This is a genomic window from Streptomyces sp. NPDC058650, assembly GCF_042717315.1.
Taxonomy (GTDB): domain Bacteria; phylum Actinomycetota; class Actinomycetes; order Streptomycetales; family Streptomycetaceae; genus Streptomyces.
Map to the genome: position 1 here is coordinate 41,784 of NZ_JBHXRL010000028.1, position 20,161 is coordinate 61,944.

19 protein-coding genes are annotated in these 20,161 nt (G+C 71.6%); 9 read left to right on the top strand and 10 right to left on the bottom strand.

The window, feature by feature from the left end:
- Positions 1–164: 164 nt before the first annotated feature.
- Entirely contained in the window at positions 165–1,346 is a 1,182-nt protein-coding gene (locus ACFWWU_RS33845; RefSeq protein ID WP_384151834.1) for a cytochrome P450, read from the top strand.
- 125 nt (positions 1,347–1,471) lie between these two features.
- Here ACFWWU_RS33845 and ACFWWU_RS33850 read toward each other — a convergent pair whose 3' ends face one another.
- The 5 genes from ACFWWU_RS33850 to ACFWWU_RS33870 all read right to left on the bottom strand — a co-directional run bounded on the left by ACFWWU_RS33850 (position 1,472) and on the right by ACFWWU_RS33870 (position 6,404).
- Positions 1,472–2,302: an aldo/keto reductase gene (locus ACFWWU_RS33850; RefSeq protein ID WP_384151837.1), complete on the bottom strand. Its 831-nt coding sequence runs from the start codon at positions 2,300–2,302 to the stop codon at positions 1,472–1,474.
- Between the two features lie 67 nt (positions 2,303–2,369).
- Positions 2,370–3,578 carry an MFS transporter gene (locus tag ACFWWU_RS33855; protein WP_384151840.1) on the bottom strand — a complete coding sequence of 403 codons (1,209 nt, stop codon included), beginning with the start codon at positions 3,576–3,578 and terminating at the stop codon, positions 2,370–2,372.
- A 366-nt stretch (positions 3,579–3,944) separates the two neighbouring features.
- Positions 3,945–4,841 (bottom strand): sucrase ferredoxin, encoded by an 897-nt coding sequence (locus tag ACFWWU_RS33860; RefSeq protein WP_384151843.1) that lies wholly within the window; start codon positions 4,839–4,841, stop codon positions 3,945–3,947.
- Positions 4,842–4,851: 10 nt separating this feature from the next.
- The gene (locus ACFWWU_RS33865) at positions 4,852–6,057 is read right to left on the bottom strand and encodes a cupin domain-containing protein (RefSeq protein WP_384151846.1); all 1,206 of its coding nucleotides are present in this window, start codon (positions 6,055–6,057) and stop codon (positions 4,852–4,854) included.
- Entirely contained in the window at positions 6,054–6,404 is a 351-nt protein-coding gene (locus ACFWWU_RS33870) for a BatC protein (protein WP_384151849.1), read from the bottom strand. Before ACFWWU_RS33870 ends, ACFWWU_RS33865 begins: the two co-directional genes overlap by 4 nt.
- Before the next feature lie 494 nt (positions 6,405–6,898).
- On the opposite strand from ACFWWU_RS33870, the gene ACFWWU_RS33875 reads away from it, so the two are divergent.
- The 3 genes from ACFWWU_RS33875 to ACFWWU_RS33885 are packed head-to-tail and all read left to right on the top strand — an operon-like array spanning position 6,899 to position 8,914.
- Complete coding sequence (locus ACFWWU_RS33875) at positions 6,899–7,585, top strand: HemK2/MTQ2 family protein methyltransferase (protein WP_384151852.1); 687 nt, start codon at positions 6,899–6,901, stop codon at positions 7,583–7,585.
- Complete coding sequence (locus tag ACFWWU_RS33880; protein ID WP_384152022.1) at positions 7,578–7,838, top strand: CDGSH iron-sulfur domain-containing protein; 261 nt, start codon at positions 7,578–7,580, stop codon at positions 7,836–7,838. The genes ACFWWU_RS33875 and ACFWWU_RS33880 overlap by 8 nt, the downstream gene beginning before the upstream one ends.
- Positions 7,838–8,914, top strand: coding sequence for an iron-containing redox enzyme family protein (locus ACFWWU_RS33885; RefSeq protein WP_384151855.1), 1,077 nt, complete (start codon positions 7,838–7,840; stop codon positions 8,912–8,914). Before ACFWWU_RS33880 ends, ACFWWU_RS33885 begins: the two co-directional genes overlap by 1 nt.
- Here the strand turns inward: ACFWWU_RS33885 and ACFWWU_RS33890 are convergent.
- From ACFWWU_RS33890 to ACFWWU_RS33905, 4 genes are all read right to left on the bottom strand, one after another.
- A complete protein-coding gene (locus ACFWWU_RS33890) occupies positions 8,890–9,258 on the bottom strand; it encodes an STAS domain-containing protein (RefSeq protein WP_384151858.1) in 369 nt (122 codons plus the stop codon). The two genes, ACFWWU_RS33885 and ACFWWU_RS33890, sit on opposite strands and share 25 nt — an antisense overlap.
- Positions 9,259–9,454: 196 nt before the next feature.
- Positions 9,455–10,003 (bottom strand): DUF5709 domain-containing protein, encoded by a 549-nt coding sequence (locus tag ACFWWU_RS33895; RefSeq protein WP_384151860.1) that lies wholly within the window; start codon positions 10,001–10,003, stop codon positions 9,455–9,457.
- Between the two features lie 62 nt (positions 10,004–10,065).
- Positions 10,066–10,290 (bottom strand): DUF6480 family protein, encoded by a 225-nt coding sequence (locus ACFWWU_RS33900; RefSeq protein WP_384151863.1) that lies wholly within the window; start codon positions 10,288–10,290, stop codon positions 10,066–10,068.
- A 170-nt stretch (positions 10,291–10,460) separates the two neighbouring features.
- Positions 10,461–11,417: a TIGR03557 family F420-dependent LLM class oxidoreductase gene (locus ACFWWU_RS33905; protein WP_384151866.1), complete on the bottom strand. Its 957-nt coding sequence runs from the start codon at positions 11,415–11,417 to the stop codon at positions 10,461–10,463.
- Between the two features lie 294 nt (positions 11,418–11,711).
- On the opposite strand from ACFWWU_RS33905, the gene ACFWWU_RS33910 reads away from it, so the two are divergent.
- The 4 genes from ACFWWU_RS33910 to ACFWWU_RS33925 all read left to right on the top strand — a co-directional run bounded on the left by ACFWWU_RS33910 (position 11,712) and on the right by ACFWWU_RS33925 (position 15,712).
- Positions 11,712–12,806, top strand: coding sequence for a glutamate--cysteine ligase (locus ACFWWU_RS33910; RefSeq protein WP_384152025.1), 1,095 nt, complete (start codon positions 11,712–11,714; stop codon positions 12,804–12,806).
- A gap of 232 nt (positions 12,807–13,038) precedes the next feature.
- Positions 13,039–13,593 carry a cysteine hydrolase family protein gene (locus ACFWWU_RS33915; RefSeq protein WP_384151869.1) on the top strand — a complete coding sequence of 185 codons (555 nt, stop codon included), beginning with the start codon at positions 13,039–13,041 and terminating at the stop codon, positions 13,591–13,593.
- Between the two features lie 247 nt (positions 13,594–13,840).
- Positions 13,841–15,019, top strand: a complete 1,179-nt coding sequence (locus ACFWWU_RS33920) for a PP2C family protein-serine/threonine phosphatase (protein WP_384151872.1) — start codon at positions 13,841–13,843, stop codon at positions 15,017–15,019.
- A gap of 219 nt (positions 15,020–15,238) precedes the next feature.
- Complete coding sequence (locus ACFWWU_RS33925) at positions 15,239–15,712, top strand: hemerythrin domain-containing protein (RefSeq protein ID WP_384151875.1); 474 nt, start codon at positions 15,239–15,241, stop codon at positions 15,710–15,712.
- Positions 15,713–16,024: 312 nt separating this feature from the next.
- Here the strand turns inward: ACFWWU_RS33925 and ACFWWU_RS33930 are convergent, their stop codons facing one another.
- Positions 16,025–17,569 (bottom strand): FAD-dependent oxidoreductase, encoded by a 1,545-nt coding sequence (locus ACFWWU_RS33930; protein WP_384151878.1) that lies wholly within the window; start codon positions 17,567–17,569, stop codon positions 16,025–16,027.
- Positions 17,570–17,863: 294 nt separating this feature from the next.
- On the opposite strand from ACFWWU_RS33930, the gene ACFWWU_RS33935 reads away from it, so the two are divergent.
- Positions 17,864–20,107: a catalase gene (locus ACFWWU_RS33935; RefSeq protein ID WP_384151881.1), complete on the top strand. Its 2,244-nt coding sequence runs from the start codon at positions 17,864–17,866 to the stop codon at positions 20,105–20,107.
- Positions 20,108–20,161 lie beyond the last annotated feature (54 nt).

The window sequence follows — 20,161 nt, forward strand, 5'->3', positions numbered from 1 at the left end:
TCGAGTGATGTACGGGGAAGGTCCGGCGAGCCGCCGGTGGCACACCAGCGAGACGCTCCACCCACCGGTGGATCCACGTCTCGTACAGCTCGACTCGTCGGCAATGAAGGCCTCAACCAGGCCGCATGCGAAGGGGGAGATGTTTCGTGGAGCAAGCGGCAGCTGTGAAAGCTGTGGACCCGATCCTGGACCTGGTCCGTCCGTCGAACCTGCGGAACCCGTACCCCGCGTACGCCCTGATGCGGGAGTCCACCCCCGTCTTCTGGCATGAACTGCTCGGTTCCTGGGTGCTGACCCGGCATGCCGACTGCCTCGCCGTCCTCACCGACAGTCACCGATTCGCCTCCGACTGGCGGCGCGCCGGGGAGGACATCCCCGCGCCGCTGCTCAGCGTGCAGACCCTCGACCCGCCGGAGCACACGGCCATCCGGCACTTGCTCCTCGACGGTTTCCGGGCCCAGGACCGGCGGGCACTCCACGACGGTCTGGATCTCCGGATCGCGGACCTGCTCGCGGAGTTGGCCGAGAAGCCCTCGTTCGACTTCGTCGGCGAGCTGGCCGAGCCGGTCGCGCTGCGCTTCGTCACGGCCTTCCTCGGCGTCCCGGCCCCCGAGCTCGACTGGTTCGTGCCCATGTCCCGTACCGTCGTCGACGGCATGGACGCCGGCCTGTGGCCGGAGAAGCACGAGCCCGCCGTCGCGGCCCGGGCCCGGCTCGCCGAGTACGCCGGCGGGTGGCTCGCGGATCCGCCCAAGGAAGGGCTCATCGCCCACGTCGCCGAGCACGCGGCGGACAGCGGCGTAGAGGAAACGATTCTTCGGAACAGTCTGCGCGCGGTCCTCCACGCCGGCTACGAATCCGCCTCGCGGCTCCTCGGCAACGCCGCGGCAGCCCTCCTCACCACCCCCGGCGCGCCGGCCGCCTTCCCTGCGACCCCGGCCTCCGCCGTGGACGAACTCATCCGGTACGACGCACCCGTCCAGGCGGACGCCCGGGTCTGCGTCACCGACACCGAACTGGGTGGCGTCACGATGAGAGCGGGTGATCCGGTCACGCTCCTTCTGGGCGCGGCCAACCACGACCCGCTCCGCTTCGACCACCCCACAGAGCTGCGACTCGACCGTGCCCCGAACCCGCACCTCGGGTTCGGACGCGGAGCCCATGCCTGTCTGGGCGCGTCCATGGCGATCCGGCTCGCCGGATCGGTCCTCGGGGCCCTGGCCAGGGACTACCCGGACGCACGGGGAGTCGCGGAACCGGAACACCGGCGCAATCTGACCCTTCGCGGTCTCGACCGCTTCGAGGTCACTCTGCGCCCGAGAGCGGGGGAGGGGGTACGACCATGAAGTACTGGCACTGAAACCAGTGAGCGGGGCGCCCGTCCGGGAGGCGCGCGCCACGCCTCGTGCACGCTCGTGCACGACCTGAAGCCCGAGCCTGTTGTACGGCTCGGGCTTCAGCCCTGTCCGGATCAGTTGAGGGTGTCGGGGTCCGGCCCCGTGCGCAGCCCGCGGTCGAGGCGTTCGATCGACCGCATCTCGTCGTCGGACAGGACGAAGGCGGGGTCGAAGACGTCGATGTTCGCGCGGATACGGCGAGGGGTCACGGACTTCGGGATGACGACGTTCCCGAGCTGAAGGTGCCAGCGCAGCACCACCTGCGCGGGGGACTTCCCGTGCCGGGCGGCGATCGCGGCGATCACCGGGTCGGCGAGCACGGCGCCCTGGGCGAGCGGACTCCAGGCCTCGGTGGCGATGGAATGGACGGCGTGCAGCTCGCGCAACTCCCGCTGCTGGAGGGCGGGGTGGAGCTCGATCTGATTGACGGCCGGCACCAGGTCGCTGCTGTCCAGGAGCCGCTGAAGATGCGCGGGCTGGAAGTTGGAGACGCCGGCGGTGCGGACCCGCCCGTCGGCGACGAGCGTCTCGATGGCCTTCCAGGTGTCGACGTACAGGTCACGGGCCGGGGTGGGCCAGTGGATCAGGTACAGGTCGACGTGGTCGAGGCCTAGCTTGGCGAGGCTGTCGTCGAAGGCCCGCAGGGTGGAGTCGTACCCCTGGTCGGCGTTCCACAGCTTGGTGGTGACGAAGAGCTCGTCGCGGGGGATGCCGGAGGCGGCGAGCGCGCGGCCGACGCCGGTCTCGTTGCCGTAGATCGCGGCGGTGTCGACGGAGCGGTATCCGGCGTCGAGGGCGTGGGCGACGGCGACGGCGGTCTCGTCGTCGGGGACCTGGAAGACGCCGAAGCCGAGCTGGGGGATCTCCGTGCCGTTGTTGAGCGCGACGGTGGGGACGTGGGACATGGACGTACTGCTTTCTCTGTGGTTCCGGTTTCTCTGTGCTTCCGGGTGATTCCGTACGAGGTGGGGTTCAGCGGCGCCCGGCCGGCACGGCGGCGGGGACGGCGCCCGCCACCGGGGTGATGACGGCGGCCCGGGTGCGCCGGTCGAGGGCGGCGGCGACGAGGGCCAGGACCAGTGCGGCGGCGGAGAGCAGGGCGCCGACCCAGTTCGGGGCGGTCCAGCCGAGCCCGGCGGCGATGACGGTGCCGCCGAGCCAGGCGGCGAGCGCGTTGCCGAGGTTGAAGGCGCCGATGTTGGCGGCGGAGGCGAGGGTGGGGGCGGCGGCGGCCTGGTCGAGGACCCACTTCTGCAGCGGCGGGACGGTGGCGAAGCCGAGGGCGCCGATGAGGGTGAGGGTGATCGCGGCGAGCACCTTGTCGTGGGCGGTGGCGGTGAAGGCGAGGAGGGTGAGCGAGAGCGCGCCGAGGGTGACGAGGAGCATCGGCATGAGGCGCCGGTCGGCGAACCTGCCGCCGAGGAGGTTGCCGAGGAACATGCCGATGCCGAAGAGGACGAGCAGCCAGGTGACGGCGGCCTCCGTGTAGCCGGCGACCTCGGTCATCATCGGGGTGATGTAGGTGATGGCCGCGAACACGCCGCCGTAGCCGAGGACGGTCATCGCCATGGCGAGCCAGACCTGGACGTTCTTGAAGGCGGCGAACTCGGCGCGGACGTTCGCCGTCTCCGGCCTGCCCTCCTCGGGCACGAGCCTGGCCACGCCGAGGAGGCCGATCACTCCGAGCGCGCTGACGATGGCGAAGGTGACGCGCCAGCCGGCGGCCTGACCGACGTAGGTACCGAGCGGGACGCCGATGACGTTGGCGACGGTCAGCCCCATGAACATCAGGGAGATGGCTGAGGCCTTCTTCTCCGGGGCGACGAGTCCGGCGGCGACGACGGAGCCGATCCCGAAGAAGGCGCCGTGGGCGAGGGAGGCGACGACCCGGCCGATGAGCATGACGCCGAAACTCGGGGCGATCGCGGAGAGCGCGTTGCCGACGACGAAGAGCGCCATCAGGAACAGGAGCATCTTCTTCCGGGATACCCGGGTTCCCAGCGCGGTCAGCACCGGCGCCCCGAGCACCACCCCCAGGGCGTAGCCGGTCACCAGCCAGCCGGCGGTGGGGATCGACACCCCGTATTCGCCCGCGACCTGGGGCAACACGCCCATGATCACGAATTCGGTGGTCCCGATCCCGAAGGCCCCGATCGCCAGGGCGAGGAGAGCGAGCGGCATGACTCACCCCTTTCGAAATTGATTGAGTGAGCTCTTTACGTGCCTCCACAATAGTTGCATACGCGCTATAAGTGCAATCGGGGGTAGCTGGCGTGCCCGGTATTACGGTGCTTGCGTGCGGGGTGTGCCGCGCCGACGCGCCGCTGTACCGGCGTGCGGGTGGACGAGGGCCGACGCGGGCGCGATGCCGGGGCCGGTCGGGCGTCAGGCTCACGGGTGCGGTGGTGCGCCGGGGCTCGGTGCCCGGCTCCGCGCCACGGCCCGGCGCCGGCGGCTCCGCAGGCGCAGGGGTGCCGTCGGCGTGCGGTGCGTCCGATGGAGTCGGGCGGGACGGCTCCAGGCGCGGCGCACGGGGCCGGTATGCGATCAGCCGACGTGGAGCGACGTGACTTCGTAGTACACCGCTGAGCTGGGGGACAGGCCGCGGCAGGTCAGTTGGTGCGGTCGCGCTCGGTGGGCGTGGACCTCGACCTCGAAGGTGGACAGTCCGGCGAGGCGGCCGGTGACGCGGATCCGCCATCGGTTGCGGTCCCGGACCGTCTCCTCGATCACGTAGTCGTGCCGACCCGACGGGCCCGCGTGGTGGAGCACAGCCGCCAGGGCCGTCTGCTGGGGCGGGCTGAGGTCGGTGTATCCGCGCAGGTGGTCCGCGTGGACGCGGTTCGCCAGGTGCTCTTCGACCACCGTGACCGCCGAGGCGGCGTCGAGGTTGCCGTAGTAGACGCCGTCGGGTGCGACGACGACGTTGGCGGCGAACCGGTCTCCTCCCACATGCGTGCACTCCCACACCAGCTGCGGCCAGCCGTCACTCAGCGCACGTGCCACCGGGCGGCCGCGGACGGCACAGCAGGTGTCGTGCAGGCCGTGGGCGCAGACGAGGACGACGGGAGGGTGGCCCGGTTCTCCGGGCGCGTCCAGGGCGTTGGCGATCTCAGCCAGATCCCTGTCGTCGTGCCAGGTTCCCCAGTCCTGACGGTGGGCGCCGTCCTTCTCGTAGCGCAGGACGGCCCACCGCGGCGGTTCGTCCGCCCGACGGCGGCCGTGCCGTCTGATCAGCAGCGTGCGGGCGCGCACCGCCCGCGCGGCGGCGTACACCCGTGCCTTGACCTCGGGTTCGAGAGCGAGGCCGTCGAAGCCGTTGGCCGGCCAGCCGGCCCGGTACTCGATGAGGATCCAGACCGAGCCGTACGGCGCCGTGCCCGCGATCGCGTCGCCGCGCAGGCGAGCGGCGTCGGCGCAGAGGAATCGTGCCGGAGTCGTCATTCCGCCTGTTTCATGGCTCGGCAGGCACCAGTACGCCCGCGCGCAGAAGTCGTTCGACGAAGGGAAGACCGAGGCCGCCGGCTTGGTGCGTGTCCCCGTCGAGGATCCGGAGCGCTGACGGCAGGTCCGTCTCCGGGAAGTCGAGCCAGCCCACGCGGGTCGCGAGGCGCCGCCCCTCCAGTCGTGCTTCCAACGCCTCGCGAAGCCGCACCGGCGTATCAGGCGTGAGACTGTCGAGGGCTCCGAGCTGTGCCAGCGGTCCCATGGGCGCGGGGCGTGCCTGGCCGCGGCGGGTTCGGTGGAACAGGGGAGTGGGGTCGGCCTCGGCGAGCGCGGCGACGAGACGTCGGCGCACGAAGGCGAGTTCGGCGCCCGGTCCGTCCACGCCCAGGGGGAGGGACCCGCGCATCTCGACATCGTCGCTCAGCAGCGACAGGGCGGACTGCGCGAGTTGTTCGGCCAGCGCGTGTCGCGTCCAGGTGTGGACGCCGAGGGTCAGATGGATCGACACCGCGCCCTGCGCTTCGGCGGCGTGCAGCCAGCCGCGCGGCAGATAGAGGACGTCGCCTGGTTCGAGCACGGTGTCGAGGTATGCCGCCCGCTGGGCGGAACCGGCGACCGCGGCGCGGTGCTCGGTCCAGGGCTGGTCACGCAGTGGGGCCGGGTGTACGGGCTCGTGGATGATCCAGCGCTTGGTACCGGTGACCTGAAGGACGAAGACGTCGTGGACGTCGTAGTGGTCGTCGAAGCCGCGGTTCTGCGGCGGGGTGACGTAGGCATTGGCCTGTACGGGGTGGCCCAGTTCCGTGCCGAGCCGCGTCGCGAAGTCCGTGACCGGCTCCCAGGTGCGTTGCAGTGCTTGCAGGACCAGGGTGCTGCCGTCGGCGAAGCTCCGCCACAACGCGGTGTCGTCCAGCTGGTCCGCGACCGACGCGCCGACTCCTCCCGGGGAGGTGAACGACGACTCGGGGGCGGTGGAGCCGTCCTTGGCGACGCGGAGGAACGGCGTGCGCAGACCGCGCCGGGAGACCAGTTCGTCCACAGCGGAGGCCGAGAACAGGTCGGAGAAGTCACTGACTCCGCGGGTGAGCAGCGGGGCGCGCCCCCAGACGTCCAGAGCGAATTCCTCGCGGCTGAGGTTGATCAGACGTGTTTCGAGGACACGGCCGTCGACGTCGGCGGCCGTGTCCCGAAGCGTCGTGGGAACGGTGCTCAAACGCTGCCGCCGGCCTCTTCGGCTCCGCCGTCGGCACCGCCGTCGGCACCGCCGTCGTGTACGCCGGGTGTGCCGGCCGCGCCACCGTCCGCCGGGCCTTCCGCTTCGCCGTCGGCACCGCCGTCCGCACCGCTGTCGGCACCGCCGTCCGCACCGCTGTCGGCACCGCCGTCCGCACCGCTGTCGGCACCGCCGTCCGCACCGCTGTCGGCACCTCCGTCCGCTCCTCCGTCGGCACCTCCGTCGGCAGCTCCGTCCGCTCCGCCGTCGTGGACGTCGGGTGTGCCGGCAGCACCGCCGTCCACCGGACCTTCTTGCTGGTTCGGGTCCCGCTCGGGGTGCGCCATGTTTCCTCCTGGGGATAGGGACGATCGGTGAGGGGTCGGTCGCGTTCGGACCCCCTCTACAAGCTCACCCACGTAGGTAGGAGGGGCAACCGGAGCAGCCGTCGACGTGAACGCCGCGGGCTGAGCGCTCTGGCCGAGGCAGCGACCATCGCCATGCGGCAGAGAGGAAGGAGGCCCGGTGAGCGCCGGCCCGCGCGACCGCGACCCTCGCCGCCAACACCGCCCGCCTCGCCCGACGCCTCAAGCCCGCCCCCATACGAGGCCGCGCCGAGGGGCGGGTCGACATCGTCGCGCACGGAGAGCCCGGCGGCCCGGCGTCCGGCGGCCCGGCGGCTGCGGGCGGCCAGGAGCCAGGGTGGCCGGTTCGGCATACGTCGGATGCGCCCAAGATCTCCGGAACACCGAATGAGGTGTCCTTCTCGGGGCAGTCGCAGCTGTAGCCCACGGAAGCGGCTCGTACGGCGCCGCGTTCGCATCTGGAGATGAGGTACACGATGTCCAGCACGACGCTGACCTCGGGGCCGCTCCCCGGCGGCCTGGTCGCCCTTCCGGGCGTCTACCGGCCACAGGCCGATACGCGCCTGCTCGCCGAGGCCCTCGCCGGCGAGGAGGTCGGGCCCCTCACGGACGCCCTGGAAATCGGCACCGGGACCGGTGCGCTGGCCCTGCACGCCGCGCGCAGGGGCGCCACGGTCACAGCGGTCGACGTCTCCTGGCCCGCGGTGGCGACGGCGCGCGTGAACGCGCTGGTCCGCGGCTTGCCCCTGCGCGTCCTGCACGGCGACTTCGCCGCGCGGACGAAGGGGCGACGCTTCGACCTGGTCGTGACGAACCCGCCCTACGTGCCGGCTCCCTGGGCCCGGTTGCCCACTCGGGGCGCGGAGCGGGCCTGGGACGCGGGCCCCGACGGACGGCTGGTGATCGACCGGATCTGCGCGGCCGCTTCGGTCCTGCTACGCCCCGGCGGCGTTCTGCTGATGGTGCACTCGGGCATGTGCGGGGCGGAGACGACCATGGGCCGGCTGACCGGCGCGGGCCTGTCCGCCGAAATCACAGCGCGCGCAGCCGTCCCGTGGGGGCCGGTCCTGCGTTCACGACGCACCTGGCTGGAACGGCAGGGCCTGGCGAGCGAAGCCGAGCAGTGGGAAGAGCTGGTGGTCATCCGTGCCCGCAATCCCTGACGACACTCCGGGCCGGACGCCCGACGACACCCCGGGCCGGACGCCTGCCCGCCGGGTGTCCATGGACCCGCAGGGGCCCGTCCTCGTGGAGGGCCCCGTCGAGATCGTTCTGGACGACGGGACGATCGCCCGTTCCGACCGCTTCACCGTCGCAGTCTGTACGTGCCGACGCAGTCGCACGTACCCCTGGTGCGACACCAGCCACCGCCGCCGCGAGCGAGCTGCCCGGCCGGCCGAGGACAGGAAGCCCTGATGCCCGCTCCGAGCCCGAGCCCGGTGGTCGCCACCACCGCACCCCGCCTCGTGGAGGAGCGGGGCGAGTTGTCCCGCGCCGTGACACAGGCCCTGCGGTCGGGCGGCGCGCCGCGGTACGAGGCCGGGGCCGTGCCGAGCGCGGACCCCTGGGGCGAGGACCTCCAGCTCGCCCTCTACCTCCTGTACGAACTGCACTACCGGGGCTTCGATGGAGTGGACGACGCACGCGAGTGGGACCCCGACCTGCTGCGGCTGCGCCGGGCGATGGAAGCCCGATTCCTCGACGCCCTGCGCGCCGAACTGCCCGATACGCCCCGGACGGCCGCGGAAGCCTTCGCACCGCTCCTCGTGGAGCCCGTGGACCTCACCGGCAGCGTCAGCCACCACCTCGAAACCGACGGGGAGTTGTGGCAACTGCGCGAGTACGCGGCCCTGCGCTCCCTCTACCACCTCAAGGAAGCCGACCCGCACGTCTGGGTCATCCCCCGCCTCACCGGACGGGCCAAGGCCTCCATGGCGGCCATCGAGTACGACGAGTTCGGAGCCGGCCGCGCCGACCGCGTCCACGCCCGGCTCTTCGCGGACCTCATGGCCGACCTCGGCCTCGACCACGCCTACGGCCGGTACCTGGACCACGCGCCCGCGCCACTCCTCGCGACGGTGAACCTGATGTCCCTCTTCGGGCTCCACCGCGCCCTGCGCGGCGCCCTCGTCGGCCACTTCGCCTGCGTCGAGATCACCTCGTCACCCGGGTCCAGGCGCCTGGCCAAGGCGATGCGTCGATGCGGGGCGGGAGCCGCCGCGGAACACTTCTACGCCGAACACGTGGAGGCCGACGCCGTCCACGAACAGCTCGTGCGCCATGAGGTCGTCGGCGGACTCCTGACCGACGAGCCCGCCTTGGAGGCCGACATCGCCTTCGGCTGCGCCGCGACCGTCTTCCTGGAGGACCGTTTCGGCGACCACGTGCGAGAGGCGTGGGACCGGGGAGGCAGTGCGTTGCGCCGCCCCCTGGTTGTCGACCCGTTCGACCCGTTCGCGAAGACTGCTCAGGCATCCGGTCCGCCGTCCTGAGGGGCAGGGCCCGTCGCGAACAACCCGGCCGTGCCGGTGAGGTCCATGAGGCGCAGTATCTGATGGGAGGGTGCGCCCAGCCGGACGGTGCGGCCCGAGTCCGTGGCCCACCGCCTGGCGTCCAGGAGGGCTTCGAGGCCGGAGGAGTCGCAGAAGGACGAGTACGTGAGATCGATCGTCACCTCGGTGCCGGGCGGTGCTCCGTCGATCGCGCTGCGGAGCGCGAACCGCACTTCTTCCGCATGGTGGATGTCCAGATCCCCGGACACCCGCACCACGCATGTTCTCGGAAACGCATTTCCAGGCGGAGGTTCCGTCACTGGGTCTTCCACGTCGGCCGTCACGGCTGATCACCTCACACAACCGGCGACTGCCCGGAATCGCCCGCGGTATGCGGCGCCGGCGGCCCGGCCGGTCGATGTGAGGTGCCACCTCGACCGACCGGGGTTCACCGGTGGCATCGGCGTGGTCGGAAGGCGCGACGGGCGGACCCGTCGTCGACGTCGTCAGCGGCACGGTCGCCGTCGGCGGCCGGCCCCGTCACCAAGGTTCGCTCTCGGATGCGGCCGACGGCTCCGCGTTGTCGTCCACCGCGGTGTCGACGTGCATGGCGGCCTCCTCGGCGGGCGCGGCACCGTCGTCCGGACCGACGTCCCGGGCGACGGCGTGGTCATGGTGTCCTGGCGGGGCGTCGACCGGCGCCAGCCGTCCGGCCCGGGTGGCACCCGCCTGTTCGTCGACGGGTTCTCCGTCGCCGCCCGGGAGGTCTCCGATGCCGTCGTCTCCGGGTGGCGGCTGTTCCGGGGCGTCGGGGAGCTCCTGCGCGAGCCGCTCGTCGAGCGGTTCGCCCTCCTGCTGTTCCCGCTGTGTGGTGCCGTGCCGGGTGACGCCCCGCGGGCGCTCGGGCGGGGAGTAGCCGGGCACCGCCATGTCGTCGAGCGGATCCGTCATGAGCGAGTTGTCGGGGTCGAGATTGTCGGAGGGGTGGTCAGCCGTGTCGGACCGGGTGGGCTGATAGACGTCGTCACCGCGGGCTTCGTCCGTGCCAGGCCGGTCGCCGCCGGTCGGGTCGGACTCGTTGCGAGTCATGGCCGTTCCCTTCGCTTCGGTGGTACGGGTGAGGGGCCGGCCCGGCCGGGCAGATGGCCGGGTCAGTCGGTGGCGAGGACGATCGCGTACACGAGGAAGAACAGGGCGAACACGACGGCCAGCGCCCAGATGATCAGCAGGGGGCCCGCCGCCCAGCCTCGTCGCGGCGGGCGGTACGGGCCGGTGCCTGTGCTCGTGCCCGACTCCGCCGGCGGTGTCGCGCCCGGCCGGGTGCTGTCCTCGGAGAGGTTGTCCGGGTCCGGGTCGGGGTTGCTGGTTCCGGTCATGACGTTCATCTCCGGCGAGTTACGGAAGGGCGGACGGGCGCACGGTCCACAGCGTCCATCCGATACGCACCATGCCCCGCGACTTGCCGCCACCGACGTGTCCGAAACGGTCTTTCGCGACATTTGTCGGAAGGTCGGTGCGTGGAAGGGTGGCCGTTCCGGAGCGCCGCTCAGCCGTGCAGTGCGGGGAGGACCTTCTCGCGGTAGGCGGTGAAGAAGGCCTCCTGGTCCTGCCCGATCTGGCCGACGTACACCTCGTCGAAGCCGGCGTCCACGTACGCGCGGACGGCGTGGACGTGCTCCTCGACGTCCGGGCCGCACGGTACGGAGTCGGCCGTCTGCTCCCGGGTGACCAGCCCGGCGGCCTGCTCGAAGTGGGCGGGCGTGGGGAGGATCTGGTTCAGCTCCCCAGGCAGCTGCTCGGTCGGCCACATGCGGTGTGCCGTGTCGACGGCCGTGTCCCGGTCCTGGCCCCAGCAGACCTTCAGGCCTCCGACGACGGGCTTGCCGGTGCCGCCCGCATCGCGGAACGACGCGATGCCGTCCTCGTCAGGGCCCATGGTGACGAAGCCGTCCCCGATGCGGCCCGCGAGTGCGGCGGCCTTGGGGCCGAAGCCCGAGACCAGGATCCCCGGCGGTGCCTCCGGAAGGGTGTAGAGGCGGGCGTTGTCGACCGTGTAGTGCCGGCCCCGATGGCTGATCTCGCGGCCGGTGAACAGCTTCCGCATCACCTCCACCGCCTCCTCCAGCATGTCCGCCCGCTCGTCGAACGCGGGCCACCGGTCACCGAGGACGTGTTCGTTGAGAGCCTCACCGGTACCCACACCCAGCGCGAACCGGCCGCTGAGCAGCACGCTGGAGGTCGCCGCCGCCTGGGCGGTCACGACCGGGTGCAGACGCACCGTGGGGCACGTGACGAGTGTGGTGACGGGCAGTTCCACCGTCTGCGACAGGGCACCGATCATCGACCACACGAAAGGACTGCTGCCCTGGGTGTTGGTCCACGGATGGAAGTGGTCGGAGACGGCCAGGCGGGTGAATCCCGCGTCCGCCGCCAGACGCGCCTGGCGCAGCAGCTGGGCGGGGGTGAACTCCTCGCAGGACAGGAAGTAACCGAACGACGTCATTGCGCATTCCCCTTCGTGTCGCCCCCTGGATCCGGCTACCCGCGCAGGCCCGCTGAATGCCCGCGGAGGCCCGATGCACTCTCGTCCGGCCCCCGTCTCGTCCGTGGACCACCTCGTCCGTGGACCACCGCGCACCTCGGCCGATGGAGCGCGCGAAGGGCGCGGGTGGCGTGCGTACCCACCGGGCGCGCTGGGCGCTGCCTCTGCGCCGGGCGTCTCGCGTCCCGGTACAGGCGATGCCGGGCGAGGGCACCGGGGACGGGTGATCATGAGGTGCCGGGGTAGATGCAGGTCGTGATCACCGTGGGCGTGGAGGAAGAGTATCTGCTGGTGGACCCGGGGACGGCAGTCCCGGCCCCGCTGGTGGAGGAGGTGCGCTGCGCGGCGGGGCTCGGCCCCTTCGCGGAGGGCGCCGAGATCCAGGACGAGCTGTTGCAGGCCCAGATCGAGGTGGCCACACCTGTGTGCTGGAGCCTCGATGAGGTGGGGGGTCACCTGTTGCGGCTGCGCCATGCGGTCGCCTCGGCCGCCGAGGCGAGCGGCTGCCGGGCCGCTGCCACGGGTGCGGCGCCGTTGCGCGGGGGCCTGCCCGTACCCGTGACCCCCACGCCTCGCTACCTGAGGATGGAGGGGGAGGCCCGGCAGCTGGTCGACGAGCAGCTGATCTGTGGGATGCACGTGCATGTCGGGGTCCCCGATCCGGAGACGGGCGTCGCGGTGCTGAACCGGATCCGGGGGTGGCTGCCGATTCTGCTGGCGATGTCCGCCAACTCGCCCCTGTGGGACGGGCGGGACACGGGGTTCGCGAGCTGGCGCACCATCGTGTTCGGCCGTTGGCCCGTCAGCGGCCCCCCGCCGCACTTCGACGGATTCTGCGACTACGAACAGCGTCTTGAGGCGCTGGTGGCGTCGGGGGTGATCGCCGACCGGGGGCAGGCCTACTGGCAGGCTCGACTGTCCGACCGCTATCCCACCGTCGAGGTGCGCTGCCTCGACGTCCAGCTGCGGGCCGACGACGCCGTCATGTTCGCCGGAATCGTCCGGGGGCTGGTGGCCACGGCGATCGCGGAGGAGAAGACGGACGTGCCCCTGCCGGTGGTGGCGCCGGAGTTGGCGCAGGCCGCGAACTGGCACGCGGCGCGGCACGGACTGAACGGAACCCTGCTGGACCCGCTCGGCCGCCCGCACAGCAGCGGCGACGTGCTGTACGCCCTCCTGCGACACATCACACCCGCCCTGGAGGACGCGGGCGACCTCCGCGCAGTGAGCGGCCTCGTCCACCGCCTCCTCCAGGCCGGCACGCCCGCCGATCGCCAGCGCCGTGCGCTGGCCGCTACGGGGCTGCCGGGGCTGATCGATCTGATGACCGGAGCCGGCACGTCCGAATGAGCTGTGGCTGTGGCTGTGGCTGTGGACGTGGACGTGGACGTGGACGTGGACGTGCCTGTGTCGCGGTGGCGGGCGCCCCACCGGTTGGCGGAGACTGTTCCACGGACGGAGCGGACGTCACGAGCCGGTCTGACCAGCGGCGCCCCGACGGGCCTCCGGTCATGGGAGGAGTGACGCGCTCCCGGCATCCGCCCCGGTCGACAGCGGGACGAGACGAGAGATGGCGGCCCCCATGCCCCGTACGGCACTCCTCGTGATCGACATGCTCAACACGTACGCACACGAGGATGCCGAGGCGCTGGTGCCGTCCGTCCGTGAGGCGCTCCCCGGGATCGCGACCCTGCTGCGGAACGCCGGTGCCTGCGACGCGCCCGTGATCTATGTGAACGACAATTTCGGTGAATGGCGCTCGCACCACGGGGAGATCCTGAAGGCTGCCCTCGACGGCCGTCATCGCGACCTGGTGGAGCCGGTCGCGCCCGACGAGAACGCGCTGTTCGTGGTCAAGGCGCGGCACTCGATCTTCTTCGAGACCCCGCTGGCCTACCTGTTGGGCCAGTTGGAGGCCGAGCGCCTGGTGCTGTGCGGACAGGTCACCGAGCAGTGCGTGCTGTACTCGGCCCTGGACGCCCACATCCGGCACTTCGACGTGGTGGTGGCGGCCGACGCCGTCGCTCACATCGACGCCGACCTGGCGGCGGCGGCCTTGCGGATGATGCGTGTCAACATGTCCGCGACCATCTGCCGGGCGGACGAGATCGCCTTCGACGCACGACGGCCGGAGTGAAGCGGGGACGGACCGTGCTTCTCCCGGTTCGTGCCGCCTGGCCGACGCACAGGGCCGACGCACAGGGCCGCCGTGCGGCCGCCGTGTCCGGCCGCCGTTCGACCGACGCGGCCGACGCCCCGACGGGGACCCGCACGGCGTGTGTACGCGACAGCGAACCACGAGTGTGTACCGTCCCAGTCGAGCGGGCCTCGTGCCGTGCCACCGCTGCCGTGGCCCTGGCGGCCCGTGTTCTCGGGAGGCTGATGTGACGGGCGAGCGGATCGGACTGGCCGAGGTCCTGGCGGCGGCGGAGGACGCCGCGCCGGTGGACTCCCTCGATGTCGTGGCACGCGATCTGCGTCACCGGTTCGGTGCCCGGTACGTGTCGTTCCTGTTCGTGGACGTCGTCGGCCGGCGTCTGCTGCGCGTCCACGACACCGCGGCCACGCATCAGGAGGATCGTGCCGCGCAGGTACCGCTATCCGGCACCGGGGTCTACGACGAGGCCCTGCGCGGTCAGCGGCTCGTGTTCGTCCCGGACAGCGGGCAGGGGCAGCGGGTGCTTGCCCCGGTGACCAACCGTGGCGACATCATCGGAGTCCTGGAACTGTTCCTCGATCATGCCCCCCTGGATGTACTGGAGCAGGTCGAGGCGGCCGCGCACGCACTGGCGTACATCATCGTCACCGACCGCCGGTTCACCGACCTCTACCACTGGGGCAACCGCACCGCCGGCGTCAGCCTGTCCGCGGAGATCCAGCGCCAGCTCCTGCCCTCGGCCTCCTGCTGCGAAGCGCTCCAGTTCACCCTCGCCGGTGCCCTGGCCCCGGCCTCCGACATCGCCGGCGACACCTACGACTACAGCCTTGACGCCCACACCCTCCACCTGTCCATCACCGACGCCATGGGCCACGACGTCGACGCCGCCCTCATGGCCACCCTGCTCGTCAACGCCTCCCGTGGCGCCCGCCGTGCAGGCGTAGACCTGGCCGAGCAGGCTCGCCGGACCCACCACGCCCTTCTCGACCACGGCCGCCACACCCTCGCCACCGGCCAGCTGCTACGCATCGCCCTGGACGGATCCAGCGCCCAACTCGTCAACGCCGGCCACCCCTGGCCACTGCGGCTGCGCGACGGAGCGGTCGAGGAACTGCGACTGTCCGTGAACCTGCCCTTCGGTGTCCCCGAGCAAGGCGCCTACCAGGTACAGGACCTGGACCTGCGCCCCGGCGACCGCCTCGTGCTCCACACCGACGGCATGCAGGAACGCGAAGCGGTAGGGGTCGACCTCCCCGGCCTCCTGCGCACGACCGCGACCCAGCATCCGCGCGAGGTCGTACGAACTCTCGTCGGGGCGGTCACCGACGCCTACGGCGGAGGGCCGCCGAAGGACGATGCGACGGTCCTGTGCCTCGACTGGCGCGGCCCCTCGGGCCGACGGTAGCCACGGCTCGGGCGGCCCGGCTGGAGAAGGCATGGGTGAGCCGCGCCGGCATGCCCGGCACCCCACCCGCGTCGGGGCCCTGCCCGACCGGCGTACGGCGCAGACGTGTCGCCATTCCGGGGGGTATCCGCATGGGCCTCGTGTCCGCGCGCGCGGAAGCGGGTACACGGCTCCGGGCGGCAGCAGCCGCCCGAAGAGGCTCCGAGGAGGGACAACCCCGTGGACGGAATCGTCCTGCTCAAAGACGACCACAAGGCCGTGGAGAAGCTGTTCAAGCGATTCGAGAAGGCGGGGGACAACGCGCACGTGGAGAAACGCGGGATCGTCGACCAGGTCATCGAAGAACTCACCACGCACACCTGGATCGAGGAGAAGATCTTCTATCCCGCCGCGCGCGAGGCCGCCCCTGACACGAAGGACCACGTCCTGGAGAGCATCGAGGAGCACCACGTCGTCCTGTGGATGCTCTCCGAGCTCAAGGAACTCGACGCGAGCGACGAACGCTTCGACGCGAAGATGTCGGTCCTCATGGAGAACGTCCGCCACCACGTCGAGGAGGAGGAGAAGGAGTGGTTCCCGGAGGTACGCAAGGCCATGGGCCGTAACCGCCTCACCGAACTCGGCGAGCGGATGACCGCGGCCAAGACCAGAGCCCCCGGTGACCCCCTCGCCGTACCCAGCGCGGAGCGGTAGGAGAAGACGCGGCGAGCCGCAGGCGGCGCGGGAGGCCTCGGAGGGCGAGCGGACGCAGCCCTCGACGTCGTCGTTCCCGCGGCCGACGACCTGATCACCCTGACCCCCGGCGCCGAGGAGAGCACCCACCACCGGTGGAACCGCACGGCGACCGTGCTGCCCCACCGAGGCCGCCTCACCCTGGCTTCAACGCCCCGCAGCGCCCCTGCCTGACCGGTCCCGGTCACCGACACCTGGCGGAGGGGGTGAGCGACGGCCTCCGCGGGCTCCCGCCGCCGTCGTTCCGCGCCCCGGCGACGAACGGACGTGACCTCACGACTCTTCGGGATCCCGTCGCTCGAGAGGACTCAGCGCCGGTCCCTGAAGGATCTCGCCGTCGACGGCGAAGCGAGAGCCGTGGCAGGGGCATTCCCATGTGCGTTCCGCGTTGTTGAAGGCGACGACGCACCCGAGATGGGTGCAGACGGCGGACACCGCGTGCAGCCCGCCCCGATCGTCGCGGTGCACGGCGCAGGGGCCGCCCTTCCCCCGGACCACGGTGCCCTCACCCGGCCGCAGGTCGGTGACGGTCCCGCCGGTGCCGTCGCCGAACGTCTCCAGGCGGTCCTTGACGAAGTGCTTGCCCGTCTCCCATTGGGCCTTGAGAATCGTCGGCGCGGAACGGAGGGCCGAACCGAGGCGGCCCGGAGCGTAGAGGTCGGTCCACGGCTCTCGTTCGCCCTGGACGAGGGCGGCGATGGCGGTCCCGGCCATGACCCCGCCCGTCATCCCCCAGCCGGCGAACCCGGTGGCGACGTAGACGTTCTCGCCGTTGGCGGGCATGCGGCCGATGAGGGGCAGGGTGTCCGTGGCGCTGTTGTCCTGCGCCGCCCAGCGATGGGTGATCGAGACGTCGGGGAAGTACTGCTCGGTCCACTCCTGGAGACGGGCGTACCCGGCCTCGGTGTCCTCCCCGGTGCCGGGCTTGAACGCCTCTCCAGTAACGATCAGGAGCCTTCCGCCGTCGGCGAGCGGCGCCGTGCGGACGGAGCGCTTGCCGCTCTCCTCCGTGATGTACATGCCGTCGGGGTCCCGGGGGGCGGGCAGGGGGCCCGCGATCACCAGGTCGCGATGCTGGGTCAGCCTCGTGGCGAGCAGCGTGTGGTCGAAGACGGGGTGGTGGGTGGCCACGACGACGTGCCGGGCGGAGACGGTGGCCCCGGTGTCGGTGCCGAGCCGGCAGGGGTCCCCGCGGTCGAGTTCCATGACGCGGGTGCCCTCGTGGATCCGGCCGCCGAGCGCCACGATGTCGTCGACGAGCCCGCGCAGGTACGCGAGCGGATGGAACTGGGCCTGGTCCTCCACCCTGACGGCGCCGGCAACGGGGAAGGGCAGGCCGGTCTCCGTGACGAACGAGGCGGTGAGGCCGGCCGCCCGTGCCGCCTCAGCCTCCGCGCGCAGGGCGTCGACGCCCTCGGGCTGCCGGCAGTAGGTGAGTGCCGGGCGCCGTTCCAGGTCGCAGCTGATGCCGAGTTCGTCGACCACCTCGACGACGTGCCGCAGCGCGGCGCTCTGGGAGGCCGCGTACCGGCGGGCCGCGTCGGCTCCGTGCTCGGCCCGGAGCGTGTCGTACACGCTGGTGTGGAGAGCGGTGAGTTTTCCCGTCGTATGGCCTGTGACGCCTCCCGCGAGCCGGCCCGCCTCCAGCACGATGACGTCGAGCCCCGCCCGGGTGAGTTCCCACGCCGTGCTGAGACCGGCGATACCGGCCCCGATCACCACCGCGTCCGCCTCCGCCGCCCCCGCGAGCGGGGGGAAGGACGGCAGGATGGCCGTCTCCATCCAGTAGGAGCTACCGCTGTCCGAAAGTCGGTTCATAGTCGGCCCCTGCCCGGTAAAGCCGCCCTGACGCGCCGAGGCGAGATCTTCCGCGCGAAAGCGGGAGGGTGCGAGGGGCTTTCCGGAGCGGCCCCGCCAGAGCGCCGGAGCGCCCCACCAGTGCGCCGCAGCGGCCCCGCCAGAGCGCGGGCAACCGCGCGCACGGCTACTCGTCGGCGGCGCGCAGATGCCCGAAACGCCACTGACGTGGGTGAGAAATCCCGGGCTTCGTTTGGGGACGGATGCTCGCCGGTCATGGCTGAAGCACCCAGCAGAGCCTTCTTGGGAGAGAAGATGACCTCGAAGCACACCCCCGGCACCTCCGAGCCGGGCGAGGACGGGCTGCCGGGCGAGCCCGGCCCGGTCTCCCCGCCCCTGGCCGAGCCGACAAGGCCCGCACAACCGCTCCCGCCGAAGCCGGACCAGCAGGGGCCGGAAACCGTCAGCCCCACTGGCCAGGCCACCGGCGCGGACCAGGCACGCATGGCGCAGAGCGGCGCGTACCTCACCACCGCGCAGGGGACGCGACTCCACGACACCGACCACTCCCTGAAGGTGGGCGCGCGGGGCCCGGTCCTGCTTCAGGACCACCATCTGCGCGAGAAGATCACGCACTTCGACCATGAGCGGATCCCGGAGCGGGTGGTACACGCCCGCGGCGCGGCCGCCCACGGCGTCTTCCAGGGCTACGGCACGGCCGTCGACGTGACGCGGGCCGCGTTCCTGGCGAAGGACGTGGAGACGCCGGTGTTCGTGCGGTTCTCCACCGTCCTCGGTTCGCGGGGCTCGGCGGACACGGTGCGCGACACGCGGGGCTTCGCGACGAAGTTCTACACGGACGAGGGCACCTTCGACCTGGTCGGGAACAACATCCCGGTCTTCTTCATCCAGGACGCGATCAAGTTCCCCGACATCATCCACGCCGGCAAGCCCCACCCCGACCGGGAGATCCCCCAAGCCCAGAGCGCGCACGACACGTTCTGGGACTTCGTCTCCCTGCATACCGAGGCCACCCACCACACGCTCTGGAACATGTCCGACCGGGGGATCCCCCGCTCCTACCGGATGATGGAGGGCTTCGGCGTCCACACCTTCCGCCTGGTCGACGCGGCCGGTGGCACCACACTCGTGAAGTTCCACTGGAAGCCGAAGCTGGGCGTGCACTCGCTGGTGTGGGAAGAAGCTCAGCTGATCAACGGGATGGATCCCGACTTCCATCGCCGAGACCTCTGTGACGCCATCGAATCCGGCGCGTTCCCCCAGTGGGAGCTGGGTATCCAGGTCTTCCCCGACACTCCTGACCAGATGTTCGAGGGGATCGACCTCCTCGACCCCACGAAGATCGTCCCGGAGGAGCTCGCACCGGTCCAGCCCATCGGGCTGATGACCCTGAACGCCAACACCAAGAACTACTTCGCCGAGACCGAGCAGGTCGCCTTCCACCCCGGCCACCTCGTCCCCGGCATCGACGTCACCGACGACCCCCTGCTCGCGGGCAGGCTCTTCTCCTACCTCGACACCCAGATCAGCCGCCTCGGGGGGCCGAACTTCGGCCAGATCCCGATCAACCGCCCGCACGCCCCCGTCAACGACATGCTCCGCGACGGCATGCACCAGACCGCCGTCCACACCGGCGTGGCCCCCTACCGCCCCCACAGCCTCGACGGGGGCTGTCCCTTCCTCGCCGGAGCCGACACGAGCGCCTTCGTCGAGTCACCCGTGACGGTCCCCGAGGCGAGCAAGGTCCGCGAGGCCCCCGCGTCCTTCGCGGACCACTTCACCCAGCCCCGGCTCTTCTGGCTGAGTCTGACCCCGCCGGAGCGCGAACACGTCATCGCCGCCTACGCCTTCGAACTCGGCAAGTGCTACGAGCAGGCGGTCAAGGAGCGCGTCCTCAAGGTGCTCGCCAACATCGACCCCGAGCTGTGCGAGCAGGTCGCCGAAGGTCTCGGCCTGCCGGTCCCCGCGGCCACCGTCCCGCTTGTCGCCGCCGAACCCAGCCCGGCCCTCTCGCAGCTGGGGCGGAGCTGGCCCGTCGACGGCCGCGTGATCGGCATCGTCGCCGACGCCTCCGCCGACCTGGACGGCGTGCGCGCCGCGCGCCAGGCCGTCCTGGACGCGGGCATGGTGCCGCTCGTCGTCGCGCCGGCCGGCGGCGTTCTGGACCCCGACGGTGACCCGATCACCGTGCGACGGACCTTCGCGACCGCTCGCTCCGTCGAATTCGACGCCCTCATCCTCGCGGGCGTGCCCGAGCCGGGCTCCGACGCCTACGGCGCCCGGGACGCGAAGGCGGGCGCGCCCACACGGCAGGGACCTGATCCCCGCGTCGTGTTGCTCCTGACCGAGGCCTACCGTCACGGAAAGGCCCTCGGCGGCTGGAACGGCGCGGGTCGGCTCCTCGCATCGCTCGGCATCGACACGGCCGGGCCGGGCATCGCCCTGGACGAGGACGGCGTGACGGTCGTGGGCGCCGTCGCGGCAGCCTTGGCGGAACACCGGGCCTGGGACCGGTTCCCGCCCGCCGGGGGTCGCTGACCGGTCGCCGAGGTCAAGGGCGCCTGACCTGTCTGGTCCGGTGGACCGCCTACC